This is a genomic window from Pseudomonas sp. D47 (assembly GCF_045447305.1).
Taxonomy (GTDB): Bacteria; Pseudomonadota; Gammaproteobacteria; order Pseudomonadales; family Pseudomonadaceae; genus Aquipseudomonas.
In genome coordinates this window covers 26,765-42,020 of record NZ_JBJGXU010000051.1, presented here as the reverse complement: position 1 = coordinate 42,020, position 15,256 = coordinate 26,765, and the positions used below count along the sequence as shown (strand labels likewise).

The 15,256-nt window shown below is 55.8% G+C and carries 11 protein-coding genes and 2 pseudogenes; 2 read left to right on the top strand and 11 right to left on the bottom strand.

Going from position 1 to position 15,256, the window contains the following annotated elements:
* The 11 genes and pseudogenes from ACI77I_RS24785 to ACI77I_RS24735 form a co-directional block, all read right to left on the bottom strand.
* Positions 1–570: pseudogene (locus ACI77I_RS24785) on the bottom strand (hypothetical protein); the annotation flags it as partial.
* Between the two features lie 188 nt (positions 571–758).
* The gene (locus tag ACI77I_RS24780; RefSeq protein WP_406998795.1) at positions 759–1,652 is read right to left on the bottom strand and encodes a DUF4123 domain-containing protein; all 894 of its coding nucleotides are present in this window, start codon (positions 1,650–1,652) and stop codon (positions 759–761) included.
* The gene (locus ACI77I_RS24775) at positions 1,649–1,948 is read right to left on the bottom strand and encodes a hypothetical protein (protein ID WP_406998793.1); all 300 of its coding nucleotides are present in this window, start codon (positions 1,946–1,948) and stop codon (positions 1,649–1,651) included. The genes ACI77I_RS24780 and ACI77I_RS24775 overlap by 4 nt, the downstream gene beginning before the upstream one ends.
* 142 nt (positions 1,949–2,090) lie before the next feature.
* The gene (locus tag ACI77I_RS24770; protein WP_406998791.1) at positions 2,091–4,241 is read right to left on the bottom strand and encodes a type VI secretion system tip protein VgrG; all 2,151 of its coding nucleotides are present in this window, start codon (positions 4,239–4,241) and stop codon (positions 2,091–2,093) included.
* 87 nt (positions 4,242–4,328) lie between these two features.
* A complete protein-coding gene (gene tssG, locus ACI77I_RS24765) occupies positions 4,329–5,345 on the bottom strand; it encodes a type VI secretion system baseplate subunit TssG (RefSeq protein WP_406998789.1) in 1,017 nt (338 codons plus the stop codon).
* Positions 5,309–7,096 (bottom strand): type VI secretion system baseplate subunit TssF, encoded by a 1,788-nt coding sequence (gene tssF / locus ACI77I_RS24760; protein ID WP_406998787.1) that lies wholly within the window; start codon positions 7,094–7,096, stop codon positions 5,309–5,311. The genes tssG and tssF overlap by 37 nt, the downstream gene beginning before the upstream one ends.
* 104 nt (positions 7,097–7,200) lie before the next feature.
* Positions 7,201–7,470: a PAAR domain-containing protein gene (locus tag ACI77I_RS24755; RefSeq protein ID WP_406998785.1), complete on the bottom strand. Its 270-nt coding sequence runs from the start codon at positions 7,468–7,470 to the stop codon at positions 7,201–7,203.
* A 201-nt stretch (positions 7,471–7,671) separates the two neighbouring features.
* Positions 7,672–8,190, bottom strand: coding sequence for an Hcp family type VI secretion system effector (locus tag ACI77I_RS24750; RefSeq protein WP_406998783.1), 519 nt, complete (start codon positions 8,188–8,190; stop codon positions 7,672–7,674).
* Positions 8,191–8,366: 176 nt separating this feature from the next.
* Positions 8,367–9,081 (bottom strand): annotated as a pseudogene (locus ACI77I_RS24745) (transposase).
* Positions 9,082–9,357: 276 nt separating this feature from the next.
* Positions 9,358–10,080 (bottom strand): AAA family ATPase, encoded by a 723-nt coding sequence (locus ACI77I_RS24740; RefSeq protein ID WP_406998781.1) that lies wholly within the window; start codon positions 10,078–10,080, stop codon positions 9,358–9,360.
* Positions 10,077–11,891: a Mu transposase C-terminal domain-containing protein gene (locus ACI77I_RS24735; RefSeq protein WP_406998779.1), complete on the bottom strand. Its 1,815-nt coding sequence runs from the start codon at positions 11,889–11,891 to the stop codon at positions 10,077–10,079. Before ACI77I_RS24735 ends, ACI77I_RS24740 begins: the two co-directional genes overlap by 4 nt.
* Positions 11,892–13,078: 1,187 nt before the next feature.
* Between ACI77I_RS24735 and ACI77I_RS24730 the strand changes: the two genes are divergently transcribed.
* Positions 13,079–13,753 carry a heavy metal response regulator transcription factor gene (locus ACI77I_RS24730; protein ID WP_094948859.1) on the top strand — a complete coding sequence of 225 codons (675 nt, stop codon included), beginning with the start codon at positions 13,079–13,081 and terminating at the stop codon, positions 13,751–13,753.
* Complete coding sequence (locus ACI77I_RS24725) at positions 13,750–15,135, top strand: heavy metal sensor histidine kinase (RefSeq protein ID WP_094948858.1); 1,386 nt, start codon at positions 13,750–13,752, stop codon at positions 15,133–15,135. The genes ACI77I_RS24730 and ACI77I_RS24725 overlap by 4 nt, the downstream gene beginning before the upstream one ends.
* The last annotated feature ends 121 nt before the right edge of the window (positions 15,136–15,256 follow it).

The following is a 15,256-nucleotide window of genomic DNA, read 5'->3' as shown; positions in this document are numbered from 1 at the left end:
AATTTTGCTGACTTGTCCCAAGCGGGATCTGGCTTTACTCAATTGAAACAACCAGGTGCATTGTCCCTGAATATCCAAGGTGCCATCAGCCTTAAAGGCTGGGGCGCCTTCAGGCAATGCCTTCACTATCCGCAATCCGCCATAACCTCCGTGCAGTTGCCAATCCAGCGCGCCGTAACGCCCATCGATTAAGAAGTCGACACGACCGAGCTTCATTTCGCAGAGCCCGATGCTGTAGCTAAGCGGCACTTTGAAGCTGTAGTTGTGTGGTTTTTTCTGCACTTCAGCTTCGAACGATTCCATATGGTCGCGAGTAATATTTCGACCCAAACCGATGCTGTAGGTTTGGCACTTTTCGGGGGTTATTGCTCCGTATTGAGCCTGGACCTCAATGGAAAAGTTGGCGGGCAACTCACCTTTAATGGTGAAGCTTTCAAAACCGCTACGCCCAGTGGTTGCCAGCGCAGCTTCCTTGGCGGCAGAACCAATCCAACTGCAAGCGCCGAGGCAAACCAGCACTGCCCCCATACCAGCAGTTCGAAGGAGTATTTTTTGGGTGCTATCGCTCATCCCTGATTACTCCGCGCAATTAACCGAAGAGTATTCGGCGGTTAATTTTGAACTAATTAAATTCCGTGCTGACTCAACCAGCAATGTAAAAGAGCCACTCCAGGCAGCGTCTTTCCCGCCATCATTTGAATAGACGTTAGCGCTGAAGATGCCAGCTAAAAAAATAAAATGCCAAGACCGAACTCTCATTATCTGCTCCCGGCAAATAAGTTCGAAAAATCTCGACAGCAACGCGCAAAATGCTTTTCTGGACTTTCACCTTCTAGTACATCCCACACTGTATGATTGGCGAGCTCAGGATTCAGTCGATGCTCAAGTAGAAACTGCATACTTTCAAGTGAGAGCCAACCCCACTGTTTGGCCTGAGTCAACTGCATATTCAGCCATGGCGCCAACTCCTGAGAATTCGACAACTGGCGGAGAGTGGCGTCTGAATGCATTTCCCAGAGCCAGTTTTCAAGAGTTATTCGCCTATTTTCGTCTAGCTGGGATTCTGGTTCAGGTAGGTCCAGCCACGGTGTAGCGAAAGGAGGGGGATAGTCAGCCGGACGAGGGTTATTCCTACTCAACCAGCGCTGCTCATCCCAATACAAGGCACTACAGATCGGGCCGAGCAACAGAGGAAGCTGTTGCTCGTTAAGTGCACCTAAGTCTTGTGCAATAACGCGATTGTCTTGAAAACGATAGAACGAGCGCTGGTCCTTCTCTACGATCACCATTCGATCTCGCCAGTGTTGGGCGATTTGTTTCAGATCGCAGTCTTTAGTGCTGACTATCCAGCCCCAGTTCTGTTGTGGGTTGTTCAGTAAATCTGTGATAGCGGAAATGCGCGTAGGGTCAAGTCGTACTAACCAGGGGCCAAGATCGGCCAGGTCAGAAAACTCGCTCTCTTGGTACAGGCTGATGTAATCATTCATTACTTGGGCGGTAAACAACTGCGCGATCGGATTTAATTCAGCCAGGCGATCGATGATTAAGATCAACTCGCGCTGCTGGGCATGCTGTTCGCTTAACCAATCACTGGGTGCACTCACGTTTGTTTGCATACCTGCATCTCTCTTTAGTATTTTATTAGTTTTCATGAGGTCGGCGTTCCTGCATACTTCCAGAGAGACCAACCTTTGACCGCCTCGGAGATAATTATCAGCACTAGGTAAATGATGCTGTATCCTGGAGTGAAGTGGGCAGCAATCAAAATTATTGATATCGATGGAGTAAGCAGGAGCAGCCGGAAAGGAATTTGGGCATAGGCGAGATACTTAGCCCCTCTAATTCTAAAAATAAACAGAACACAAGAAACAATGATAGATATTTGCAGAGTACTGGAAGCCGCAATTAGAGCAACACCAACACCTCCGTGGTCGGGAACTAGTTCCATGGAGGAACTCCAATCACTGATGTAAGGTGTGCGCCAGACCAATAAGCTATTTGCGCAATACCAGGCAATGTAAAGCGCATCAAACATCCCCCAAACCAAGAGCGTGTTACTGCGCGCATTGGACGCTCTCATTATCATTTTTTCAGGCGCCCTTGCTTTCGTTCAGAGTGCTTTTAGAACCCGCCTGCGAATTTCCGGAACTACCCAGTGCATTCATAAGTTGCTCACGACACGCTTCACAGATAAGACAGCGCTTATCCGCCTGCTCTCGAGCCTTGAGCATCAGGCTGTTCTGGACGTTGCCCATTTTCGGCTGGGCGCCTGCTTCATTGAGTTTGGCCGCCCCCGGTATTAGTGGCCCTAGTAGTTGAATACCGGACCCTTTGGCCTGGCCACCGCCTGCGTTGAGGCCCACCTTGGCGCCGTTGATCCACACACCGCTCGGATCAATCGTGATGAAGTGCCCACCGGCCTTGAGCGTCAACTCGGTACCCGCTTCGATCACCACCTTTTGTCCGGCCTTGAGATGGATTTCCTGGCCAGCCTCAACGAACTGCCCGACCCCGGCTTTAAGGTGTTGGCTTTGGGTTATTTCAAGATGGTCACCGGCCTTCAGTTGCACCTTTCTATCGCCATGGGTGACTCGATGCTCTTCGGCTTTCAGCTCGGTAAAGCTGTTGGCCACGACGATGTCATGCCGCTCATTACCGACTTCAATGATTTGGTCATTCTGAATCTTTTGGTTCCAATCACGTTGAGCGTGCAGGTAGATTTCTTCGGCGCCTTTGCGGTCTTCGATCCGCAGTTCGTTAGAGCCACCGCCGCCCAATGAACTGAGCGTCTTGAATACGGAGCGGGTTTTATTCGCGGGCAATGGGTAAGGCACGGCATTGCTGCCGTGATAGAGGCAACCAGTGACCAAGGGTTGATCAGGATCGCCTTCCAGGAAGGTGACCAATACTTCCATACCGATGCGCGGGATGGCGATAGCGCCATAGCGATCACCAGCCCAACTGGATGAAACCCTGAGCCAGCAGCTGCTGTGTTCGTCTAGCCGCCCTTCGCGATCCCAGAAAAACTGCACCTTGACCCGGCCATACTCATCCGTGTGCGCATCTTCTCCTGCTGGGCCGGTCACCCTGGCAGTCTGGCTGCCAAGTACTTTGGGTTTTCGATGTTTGAACGGCGGACGGTAGGTAACACCTTGGGGAGTAGCTTTAAAGGTATTGCGATAGCCTTGATGAAAGTCGTCCTTGCTGTCGGACGTTTCACTGGTCATCGACTCTTCGAGCGCCTGCGGCTGTCGGCCTTCATGAACGATGCCATTGATCAACCAACGCTGGTTCCAGTCCTTGCGCGGATGTTCGGTCATGTGCAGAAAGTGACCGCTACGCAAAGAGGACTGATCACTTTTGCCTTCTGCTAACTGATAATCGCTGCGGTGTCGTTCCAGGGCGCGATTGGCCAGGTGTTTACCGCGCTGCCCAGGCTCGGTGAAACCGCCCGGGTAGTCGTAATCCTCGTAGTCTGGCAACCCCTTGAACTGCTCTGTGTCCCAGCCTTTGAAGGTGGACTCGACCAGCAGGTCTGGGTTTTCAAAGTCATAGTCACGCCGGGTGACCCAAGAGGGCCGCGTTTCCAGGCGTAGGCTGAAGCGTTTGACCACTCGGTTTTCGGCCGCCAAACCGCTGTCCTGCACATACGCGGTTGGACGATCCGGCACCGGAAAAGCGCCTTCATGATCGCCGAAGAACAGGTGGTAGCTGTCTTTGGTGTGTTCAAAATGATAATGAATACCTTCCTCTTCGCAGAGGCGATGAATAAAGGCCAGGTCGGTTTCATCGTACTGGGTGCAGTAGTCGCGAGGAGGGAATACCGTCGGGGTTTCGATGAAGGTGAACACGTTGCTCAGGATGGCGTGATCCTTGAGCACCAGCGTGATAATTTCCGGCACGCTCAACTGTTGAAATATTCGTTGGTTGGTGCGGTGCTTCAGGTAGGCGATATGCGGTACCAAGCGCAGGCTATAGCGTGTCAGGCGTTTGCCTGAATCACCTTGTGCCATGCGATAGATCAGACCATGAACGCCCTCTGCGTTGTCACCGTAGGCGAGGAAAGCCGACTTGTGCAGGAGGCTTTCAAGATCAAGGTTTGGGTTTTCGCTGACCAGTTCGATATCGAAATGGTAAGGCTGGTTAATCGCCTCATGACCTTCAAAGGCGAGCACCTTGAAGTCGTGGTCTAACCCGGTGATGGTCAGGTTGAATTGTGATTGATTGGCGGGAGCGAACATGGCGTCTTCTCTTTGAACCTATAGGCGAGTTGGATTAGCGACGTTGTGCGGGGCGAGTGAGCACACAGGTCTGCCCGTCGAGGTTGATCATGGGTTGAGTCCTTGCTGAGCCTGCCCGGCAATCGTAACGGTGCCGTCAGCTTGTTCCTGGCCGAGCCAACTGGTCCAACCCAAGCGGCAGGGGTTGTTTTCAACGAGGCGAAGCTCACGAATTTCTTCGTACTTGAGCTCCAGGCGGATGTCGTAGGCCAAGGCGTCGCGCAGAGTAAATCGTGTCAGGGCGCAGAGTGGCTGGTAGCCCGCGCCGATGGGCAGGAACTCATGAAAGCGTTCCCAGCTCAGCTGCTTGATATCGATAAGGAACTTGCCGCCGCGATCACGTACGAATTTTCCCAGGATCAGGTTTTCACTTAATTGGTTATTGGCGGTGCCGAGGCCATTTTGTTGCTCGTCGAGGATTTTTTCCGTCCCCTCCAGACACTGCTCAATAAACAGTTCAGGGTGCTTGAAGTAGTAACGCAGCACGGACTCAATCAGGGCCGCAGAGTGTGCGCGCAGGCTGAGCAGGCCGAGGTAGGGTAATAAGCGCTTGCAGTCCAACTCGGGGGCGTCGCGCAAGGCGCTACTCCCCAGGCCAATCAATGCGAATACCTGCTCTGAAAACGAATCCACTGCCTCTGGCTGAAAGCTTGCGCAGTAGCGGTACTTTCGCCAAATCGGGAGCAGTAGCCGCTGAATCCGATTATTGAACAGATCGAGAAAATCGCGGGTGGTGGTGTCGTTCAGCGCTTGCTCGGCATAAAAAGCGGGAAGCGGTGAGTTGGCGCCGACCAGGCTGAGTAGATTAAGGCGCATACGGGCACGGAGTACGCCGTGCTCCTCGAAGAACTCAAGGCTATCAATATCGCTGCCAGGAAAGCCCAGGCTAGGGTTTCCCTGGAACTCCAGGCGCTCATACAGGGTGTGTTCATCCAGCTCCTGGCTCGGATTGGCCGCTTGCAACTGCTCCATGACCCTCTGTATCGCCAGAAACAGGTTGTACTCACGAATGCTGCGGCTCAACTTGGTTAGATCAGGGGCTGTAACCCCATGCGCGGCGTCCATGTGTATTCCTGTCCTTGGGTACTTTTTACGTTCAATTGGTGAAATGAATTGATGCTGGTGTACAGCGCAAAAAACTCGTTGAGTACGCTGGCAAAGAGGTACATGGCGCCTTCGCACTCGTAGTTATCTGGATTCATGTGCAACTCGGTACTGATACCGCGCACCGGGAGCCCACGAAATAAACGACTGCCGTAGGTGTGACCGATACTCATCAGGCCTTCGAGCTTCTTACGGCTGGTCTTGGCGGCCTTCTGGTCGTAGTGACGCGGCAGGTCATAGGTTTCGAGAATCACCCTGAGGGCATTGACGTTGGCCAGCGACAGGTAGTTGAGCGACATGTTGGAAATCAGCTTCCAGAGATAATCGCTGTGCAGTGGCGGGGCATAGCTAGCGGTAGCCAGGGTGATATTGCTGAAGGCGATATCCTTCGGCGTTCCTGAACAGCGCTCGCAGATGTCGCCTTTTTTCAACTGCAACGGTAAGTCCTGATTGGTGCAGGTCAGTTCGATGGACATGGTCAAGGACGCACCCACAGGGCCTCGGCTGAAGCTCAGATACGTATCCAGGCCATTACCGTGCAGGGATGTCTGATGGCGAACGGTGTAATGTGCTCGTGCTTTGCTCGCTTCGGCGCCATGGTCGTGCTCGAAGGACTCAAACGGCACGTAGTGTTCGGAATGTTTTATGCCGGACTGATAACTGGTGACAGTGTCCACGGAGAAGATGCCACAGTGCTGCGGGTCGAGTTCATGTGGCATCACCAAGTATCGAGCCTGTCTACCGTCCTGGGTTATGGGACTGGCGTCGTGCTCAAACAAGTTAACAACGGGGGTGCAGAACAGGCGTACGTTTTCTACGGTCGCAGGGATACGATGGACGTCAGCCTTCTCGATCCTGAAGTACAGTTCAAAGCCGCGAGCTTTTTTCAGGAGTGCTTCGGGCAGCACTGTCATACAGTCCAGGCCATCGAGATCGACGAACATGAACTTCTCCGGAAAGGCGAAGTATTCCTGTAGATACCGATAGCCCCGAAAGGTATTCAAGGGATAGGGGATCAACGCTTCCTCCTCTGCGAACCCTACCGGACGGACGCGCTCAGGCCCCAATTTCAAGGGTCTAGGATTGTGTTCCTGTCCGTCGTTTAGCGGCTTGCCCTCCGCGTCCAGCAGAACGATCTCAACACTTTTGAGGTGATGGAGCAGATCAAGATAGAGGGTCTGGCTGATGTACTTTTCACCGGCCAGGTACAAACGCAAGCGCTTGAGTGACAGTTGGTCCAGAGCATCATCCGAGGTCATCCCCAGCCGCAGAGTCAGCGTAACCCCATCGCCGGTGACGGCGTAGTTGAGCGCACTCAATGCCAGCGGCAGCACCTCGGTGTCATAGGCGGTGCGAAACTGACAATGAACACCCTTGATCTCTTTGGACTGAACAGGTGTATTGCGGGGAACCTGGAGGGACGCAGAGTTTTTCAGCGGCTGGAACTGCAACATGCTGAATGAGGGCAGCGGACGCATATAGTTCGGCCACAGCAGATTCATCAGCGAGTGAGTCAGCTCGGGTAAATCGTCATCGATCTTTTGCCGTAAACGGCCCGTGAGAAACGCAAAGCTTTCGAGCAAACGATCAACATCCGGATCACGCCCGCTATCCCCAAGCGAGGACACCAATGCCGGGTTACGTTCAGCCAAACGCTTGCCGTCTTGACGTAGCGCGGTGAGTTCACTTTGAAAATAGTGTTTGAAGGGCATAGGTAGAAGCTAATCCCAGAGCAGAAGTTTGCAGCACTGATGGATGTCTAAAATGGCGATGTAGCCATCTTTAGTCTCCCTGAATGACCAATCGCCGACGTTAACTAGCCACCAATCAACACTGTTTGCGACCCACCAATCACCACGTTGCCGTGGCTGCCTTCTGAACCGACCACGACGGCTGCTTTGCCATTGATCAGTACATTAGGGATGACATTGCTGTTCAATTCACTGCCGCATCGGGTGCTGTCGCCCTCGCGAGCCGCAGGTAAACCATCAAAAAGCACATCGGGGGAGCCGCTCGTGACTGGGTTATCTCCATGTCTAGGGCAATCGGTAAGATCGCTGACACGGGCTGCTGGCTTACCTGACATGCTCTTTTCCTTATTATTTGACACGTTCGATGGTCAGTTGCCCTTGTATGACAAACGACAGCGTCAACGGATCGTGATCAGACCGGTAATGGGGGGGCAATGGCCTAACCCCGTAGAAGGGGCAGCCGGTAAGACTCGCTAGGCATCATTAAACGGTCTCGACCCTGCTAAAGGTCGAGACTGTAGAACCGCTAATGAGGTTTAGCCTGCGACGGGGATGCGCCAGTCATCAGAACCAGAAGTACCGCACACCTCGTGGGTCCAAGTGATTTTGCGGTAGGTGAACTCGACGTCTTCCAGGTGGGTGAAGTGCGAGTTGGCCGGGTCTTGGCAGTTGTGCATGTAGTCCTTGATGTCCACGATGATCGCGTCTTCAAGTTTGGTGGTGTAGTAGTGTTCTTGGGTGCCTGCCGCCGAGGTGCGGTACCACTGGATAGTGATTTCGCTCAGGCGTTCACCGGAGGTCAGCGCCGCGAGCAACAGTGGCGACGACTTGTCGAAAACCTTGGTGATTTTGACGGGTTTGTGCACGCGCTGGCCTGTGGGTTGGCCGGACTGAGGGTCACGAGGGATGATGACTTCATGGCTGAAGCCCTGAACCATAACTTGGTCTTCGTGGCCTTCCTGGTAGGTGTTACCCACCGAGTCAGCGGTGAAAGCACCGGCAGTGATCAAACCTTGTTTGGTGCCGGTGATGGACATATATGCTGGCGTAGCCATTGATGCGTTCCTTGCTAAAAATGTAGCTATCTAAAAGACGGACCTGTCGTGCGGGCAAAGATATATCAAAAAAATCACTGTCCGATAGGCCGTCGCGCAGGAAAGCTGTTGCGAGATCTTACGCGCTGCATTTTATTAAACGGTGCCGTCAATCGCAAAAACGACCAAAGCCAACCCTAGGCAGAGTGCATCGTTTCCACTTGGCTCAGAGCCTGTTCACGATCTTCTAAGTAGGGCGCCAAAAAGGCTAGGTGGATGAACTGCATACTGATGCCGAGCAGCCTCGCGCAGTTTTTCCACAACCGCGCGCTCTTCTCCAGCAAAGCAAAGTTGCGCTCGACGATCCAGCGCTTTGGCATAACCTTGACGGTGTGCAACTTACTGCGCTTGGCGATCTGCACGGTGACCGCATCGCCCAGTATCTCTTCCACACCTTGCGCAAAGGGCTGGCGACTACAAGTCGCCATCGGCCAGGATATTTTGTACCGAACCCAGCGTATCAACGCCAAGGTGACGCTTGATGCCCGACCTCCTACCCGCGTCATAGCCCTTGAGCGCTGCTGTGTCGGTCTTCTTCATGCTCTGCGCATCCACGATCAAGAGCGTCGGCCCTGCGTTGCGTCCCAGTTTCTCTCGGGCCGCGCCAACCTGATTTTTTAATGCCTGCCCCAGCACGCCACTCCGTGCCGGTCAGGCTGTTTCCACTTCGCAAAGTAGGCATACACAGTTTGCCATATCGGAAACTCACGGGACAGGAACCGCCACTGACAGCCCGTGCGCAGCACATAGCAACACACAGAACACCTCTTACAGATCAACCGTCGCGGGCTTGGTACGCTTGCGCACGCTGCGTAGTAGCGACTCTATCTCTGCGAATTTTCCCCTACTGATGTCACTGGCATATTTTTCTCATCCCGGTAGGTTCGGGGTTTTATACACAATCGTAAACAGGCTCTCAGAACGGAGCGCTAGGATTCAGTTGATACAGCTTAGGCCAAGCAGGCAGGCAGATTTCCCGGTGCTAAATACGGCCTATTTCCAGCTGTAGCATGGACCCACTGGGTGACCACACCTCTCCAGGCAATCGCCCGAGGCGCGCCCCCTGCGCCATCCGCACAGACCAGTCCTTTTGGAATTAGGCCAGAGATGCAGATTACAACAGGTGACTTACCCAAGATCCCGCCGCCCTTCAGCCATCCACACTGCGGCGGTATCGACGATCTCGGTGGTCAATTGAGTGAGTCCGTTGGGCTCCATCAATCGCTGGCAAGCACGCGCCAATTCAATACTGTCGCGCCAGAATCCCTGACTCACCTGCATAAAGCGTTTAGCACACGCTCGTTCTACCTGACCAAACAACGGCTGCAAGATGTACGCTTGCCCTTCATCGATTCGGCGCATCCGGGTCAGGTGTAACGTTTTGGCGCCGATGCGTGAGGCCAACTGTGCCAGGTACACCCCCGTCTGCGGGGTGCGAAACTGGCGATTCATCAGGTCGGTGCCCATCAGCAATAAGGCCATGCCAGCCTCGTCGGCCAAAAAACGCAGACCTTCAAGCTGTGGCCACTTCAAGTGATTCGCCTCATCCACGATCACCAGGCGGTTTTTTACGTGAGGCCGTAAACGGGCAATCTGTGTGGCCGCCGTACCACCACTGGCATCCAGGCCCAGCGCAAGGCATAGATCCAGCATCAGCGTTTTGGTCGACATGCCCTGATAGGCACAGACGCGGACGGCACCCAACTGTTCAACCAAGTAATGGGCAATCGTGCTTTTGCCGGTACCCGGCTTGCCATCGATTTTACCCACTCGGTTGCTGTCAGCGCTCAGCAAGGTTTGCGCCAGGGTCAGGGCTTGTTGCACCGCGACCGTTTCAATCACGCGGCTCATAGGTCACCGCCCGACTGTTCCACACTGCGGGGTGGCAGTATCTGTATTGGCGGTGAACCTCCGTCCTCCTCGTCGAGCTCAGGCAGGATTAAGCCGCCGAGCAGGGCGTTGGGCGGCGTGGCCCATTGTGATGACGTGATGGGCGGACGACGCGTGTTTGTAGTGGTGGCTTGATGAGCCTTGACGGCTTGTAACATGCACGACTGGGTGGGGGTCAGCTGGATACTCGGCCCTAATGGCAGATGGGGGGCTTGCTCGGCCAGCTCGGTACGCCGATGCATGGCCTGCTCCAGATCAAGGCGCACAGTGTGGCTGCGTAAATCACGAATATGCCGCTTGAGTACCTTGGCCCGTTGTGCCTGAGTTTTAGCCCCTTCCTCACCAAAGAATGCAAACGTCTGGGCCTGCTCGGCGGCGCAGATCAGTTGATTGTGCTCATCGAAAACAAACAGGTAACGTTCATCCCACTTGGCAAACCGTACGCACAGGCGTTCTCCCGTGCGTTCAATCAGAGCGTCATTAAAATAGCTGTGGCCATTCCAGCTGACATAACCGCCGTCGTGAATCAGGCGGGTTTCTTCGCTCGAAAACGCCACCCGCAGGGCCAACGGATCCACCTGCGGCGCCCCTGACCAGCCGGCGTCGATGGCAGCTCCCAACGCCTGATGCGGGCTTTGCCCTTTGAGGGTGCGACTGCGGGGTTGGGCGCGGGCATGGTAATACGCCAAAGCACGGTCAAACGATTGATGAAACGCTTCCCAATCCCCAGGAAAGGCACGCGGGGTACGTCCAACGTTATGGGTTTTCTGGCGCATCCGGTTACCGCCGATCCAGCCTGGCAGCATGGACAGGACCTGCTGTTCCAGCACCGAAAAAATACCTTCGATAGGTTTGGCTTGGGCATTATAGGGCCGTGCACGGACGACGGCCCTGAGCGGGGTCACGTTGGACGCGTCAAATCGGGCGTCCATTGCCGCGCCGGTTAAACGGCTCAATTGGGTAAACCCTTCCATCATGTCTTGCCAGCCGTATTCGGAGCCGTTGTCCAGATAGAGCTGACGAGGCAACCCCCACGCGCTGCACATCGCCGCAAAGGACTGGGCCACATGCACCTGTTTAACCCCTTCGCCTTTTTCCAGTTGGATCAGGGTCACGTGCAGCCGTTGGGTAGCTACATCCAGCCACGCGATGGCCCGAGGCATCACCGCCGTACCATCCTCACGGGTTAACCGAATATCAATGGGGTGAACATCGCCCACAATGATGTCCATCGGTTTTAGCCCCTCACGGTGTCGCTGAATGCGCGGTACACGGCTATCAAAGAACAGGCGCGCGTCTTTATCGTGCATCGCCACCAGAGCGTAGCTGCGAAACTGCTCAACGTAGCTGCGACTCAGATGGCACAACGAAAAAGACACCGCTGACCAGCCCGCCGCCAGTGACAGGTCATACAAGATCGCGCTGCCGAGTTCCGCCACGGTGCGATAGCCCGGCGCCCCCGCCGCCCACAATGAGCGCACCTGCTCGGCGAGTTGTTCGCCAATCAGCGCTTGGGTTTCAGCAGGCAAAGGGCAGGCACTGTCCCACTGGCGGGTAATGCCCACTCGTTTGTGGCCAGCGTCGCACCTCGGGTTGCGCATCAGGGCTGTCAGACCTTGGTCTTCGTAGCGGGCGACCCAGCTGTATAGCGTGTCAAGGCTGACGCGACGGCGACGACCGTCCGGAGTCTGGTGACTGCTATGCGATAAGTGGCGCAGTTGCTCGCCACGGGCGGCAGAATGCTTGGGGTAAGTCAGTGCCGATTGAATCACGCGCCATTTCCACAGGGCCAGCTCACGGTGTTTGATGGCCTGTCGGTCTTGAGGGTGAGGACCATGGCCCAGCGATAGTGTTTGAGAAAAGGGGGCGGAAAAAAGCGGTGGGGGTGTGCTTTGCTTGAACCACTGATGGTACAGCTCAGTGGGCAGGCTATCGGCTTGGACTTCGTAGCGTGGGGCAGTCTGACGGCCTGAGTGAGTGCTCTCGCGGACCTGTAGAAACGTATCGCACCAGGGGTGGCCGTCAGCGGATTTGGCGAGAATATGATGGGCTTGAGGGGCAGAAAGGCTGGCCAGTGACGCAAATGCTGAAGTGTCGAGCCATAAGGGGGAAGTACAGGTAACAGTTGTAGAAAAGGGTTGCGGAACTGATGGGGCTGAAGAAATCACCGTCGCAAGCATTATGGAGCTCCTGAGTAGATTCGGAGTTCACCACCGCCGTGTCCAGCGGATAGGTGGCGAACTGTGCGCAGGTTGGACAACCGGGACTCAGAAACCCGGCACACCCGAGGGTGTCCCGCGCACAGCCCGCCATAATGCGAGCACAAAAAAACCGCGTTAGCGGCGCTGTGCGCCTGAGTTAAACCGGGTGTCCAGCCCGTATCGCTGATTTTGCAGCGACGCTCATATTTAACGCGAGCTTAGATTTTGATGCAAGTGCTTGCTGCTAGTGGATATTAAAAATGGGGCAAGAGCTCCGCACCGAAAATGTCCGCCCAGAGGATTTCCACCGCTTATAGATCGATAGATTGCAAGACGGCGTGACGTAGAAATACCGTCACGTAGATGAGAGTGGTTGCCGAGCATTAACCGAACATTGGCACAATGTTTGGCACTGACAGCGATGGTGCGAGCGCTAAAAAACTGGACCTTTTCCAAGCTTAGGGAAAACGGTCCGAGAGAGTCGAATCCCTCGAACCGTACCGCCAAGTTCCGCTTTGTTTCGGCTAGTCCCACTTGCGTTCGCCGATTCGGAGTTAAATACGGCCAAGATTCGGGAATAGAAAGATCCCACCTAACGCCCCTCGGGGCGTTTTTTTTTGCGCACCGGCACTGCGTTGCGACCGATGGTCGCAGTTGACCCTGAAGCTACTTCACCGTTCAGACTTTCCCTACTCCCAAAGCACCCGATTCCATAAGGAAATGGAGCCCTTCTTTCACCTAAAAAAGGTAAATACCCCATGCGTATCCTTGTCGTTGAGGACGAGCAAAAAACCGCCGACTACCTGCAGCAAGGCCTGAACGAAAGTGGCTATGTGGTCGACTGCGCGTCCAATGGCATCGATGGCTTGCACCTGGCAGGGCAGCACGCCTATGAGCTGGTCATTCTCGACGTCAACCTGCCGGGCAAGGATGGCTGGGAAGTGCTGGAGCAATTGCGCCGCAACGGCAGCCAACGCGTGATGATGCTGACTGCCCGTGGCCGGCTCGCCGACAAGATCAAGGGCCTGGACATGGGCGCCGATGATTACCTGGTCAAACCCTTCGAGTTTCCCGAATTGCTCGCGCGGGTGCGCACCCTGTTGCGGCGCAGCGAGCATATCCCACAGCCGGACGTGTTCCGTGTGCTGGACCTGGAACTGGACCCGCGTCGCCATCGCGCGTACCGCGGCAGTCGGCGTATCGACCTGACCACCAAGGAGTTCGCGCTGCTGCAGGTGCTGATGCGCCAGACCGGCGAAGTGCTGACCCGCACGCAGATTATTTCGCTGGTGTGGGACATGAACTTCGACTGCGACACCAACGTGGTGGAGGTTTCCATCAGCCGCCTGCGCGCCAAGGTGGATGACCAGAGTGAGGTCAAGCTGATCCACACCATTCGCGGTGTGGGTTATGTGCTGGAGGCACGGCAATGAAAGTCAGCAGTTTGTCGATGCGCCTGGGGCTGACGGTCAGCCTGATGGGCGCGGGCCTAGTACTGTTGCTGGCAACCCTGGCGTACCTGGCCCTGACCCACGAGCTGGAAAAACTGGCGCGCAAAGGCCTGGAAAGCAAGATGGAACAGATCCAGCACAGCCTGTCACAGGGCCTCAACGCCAGCGGCATCCGCGCCCGCCCGCACTCGCTGATGGACCTGGTGATCGGCCATGACAATTTCTACCTGACCATTGTCGGCACGGCCCCCGATAACAGCGTGTTACTGAGCGCCGGCGCCAAGCCTCAGGAACCGTTGCTGACCGACTTCACGCCGCGTGAAACTCTCGGTTACCTCAACTGGGCCGACAGCGATGGCAACCAAGTACTCAGCGCTTCCAGCCTAATGCGCCTGGCCAGTGGCGAACGCGTACGCGTTTTGCTGTCCCTGGACCGCAGGGACGACCAGGCACTGCTCAGTGCCTACCTGCGCGCCACGGTGATCGCGTTGCCGATGCTCTTGATATTGATCGGCATGGGCGCCTGGTGGCTGGTGCAGCGCGGGCTGGCGCCGCTGAAGCAGTTCAGCCGAGTGGCGGCCAAAGTCACCACGCAGGACCTGACCCATCGCCTGTCCGTCGACAACCTGCCGCACGAACTGGGCGAGCTGGCGCAAGGCTTCAACGTGATGCTCGACCGCCTGGACGCCGGGGTGCAGCAGCTGTCGCAATTCTCCGATGACCTCGCCCACGAACTGCGCGCGCCGCTGACCAACCTGATGGGCAAGGCCCAGGTGACGCTGTCGCGCGAACGCCCGCCGGAGGCCTACAAAGCGGTGCTGGAATCCAACACCGAAGAGCTGGAGCGCCTGGCGCGTATCGTTTCCGACATGTTGTTTCTGGCCCAAGTCAGCCACCCGGCGGCGCGAGCCTCGTTTACTGCCGTGTCGCTGACGGCTGAGGCAAACCGGGTGATGGACTTGTTCGCCCTGAGTGCCGAAGACAAACAGCTGACCCTGACCCTCAGCGGCGAGGCCCAGGTACACGGCGATCGCCTGATGATTCAACGTGCCCTCTCCAACCTGCTGTCCAACGCCATCCGCCATAGCCCATCGGGCGCGCATATTTCGTTGCTGGTGGAGGCTTACGACAACAACGTTTCGTTGTCCGTCAGCAACCCAGGCTCGGGGATCGAAGCGCAACACCTGCCGTACCTGTTCGAGCGTTTTTACCGTGTCGACAGCAGCCGCGCACGCACTGAGGGCGGCACCGGCCTGGGCCTGGCGATCGTGCGGTCGATCATGACCCTGCACCAAGGGCAGGCTGATGTGCGCAGCCTGCCCGGTGGCTTTACCTTGTTCCGCCTGGTGTTTCCTCAAGTCTAAGCCGCCTCTAGGCTGAGCCTGCTCGGTGTGGCAGCGCACCTGTTGTGGCGAGCGGGCTTGCCACAACAGCCCCGGTCGCCACAGCAAGTCCATTCAACACAGCAAGCCCGCTCACCAGCTA

Coding starts and splice junctions, on each gene's coding strand:
- ACI77I_RS24740 (WP_406998781.1), bottom strand. CDS start 10,080: ATGAGCCGCGTGATTGAAACGGTCGCGGTGCAACAAGCCCTGACCCTG.
- ACI77I_RS24775 (WP_406998793.1), bottom strand. CDS start 1,948: ATGGAACTAGTTCCCGACCACGGAGGTGTTGGTGTTGCTCTAATTGCG.
- ACI77I_RS24730 (WP_094948859.1), top strand. CDS start 13,079: ATGCGTATCCTTGTCGTTGAGGACGAGCAAAAAACCGCCGACTACCTG.
- tssF (WP_406998787.1), bottom strand. CDS start 7,096: ATGCCCTTCAAACACTATTTTCAAAGTGAACTCACCGCGCTACGTCAA.
- ACI77I_RS24725 (WP_094948858.1), top strand. CDS start 13,750: ATGAAAGTCAGCAGTTTGTCGATGCGCCTGGGGCTGACGGTCAGCCTG.
- ACI77I_RS24770 (WP_406998791.1), bottom strand. CDS start 4,241: ATGTTCGCTCCCGCCAATCAATCACAATTCAACCTGACCATCACCGGG.
- tssG (WP_406998789.1), bottom strand. CDS start 5,345: ATGGACGCCGCGCATGGGGTTACAGCCCCTGATCTAACCAAGTTGAGC.
- ACI77I_RS24780 (WP_406998795.1), bottom strand. CDS start 1,652: ATGAAAACTAATAAAATACTAAAGAGAGATGCAGGTATGCAAACAAAC.
- ACI77I_RS24755 (WP_406998785.1), bottom strand. CDS start 7,470: ATGTCAGGTAAGCCAGCAGCCCGTGTCAGCGATCTTACCGATTGCCCT.
- ACI77I_RS24750 (WP_406998783.1), bottom strand. CDS start 8,190: ATGGCTACGCCAGCATATATGTCCATCACCGGCACCAAACAAGGTTTG.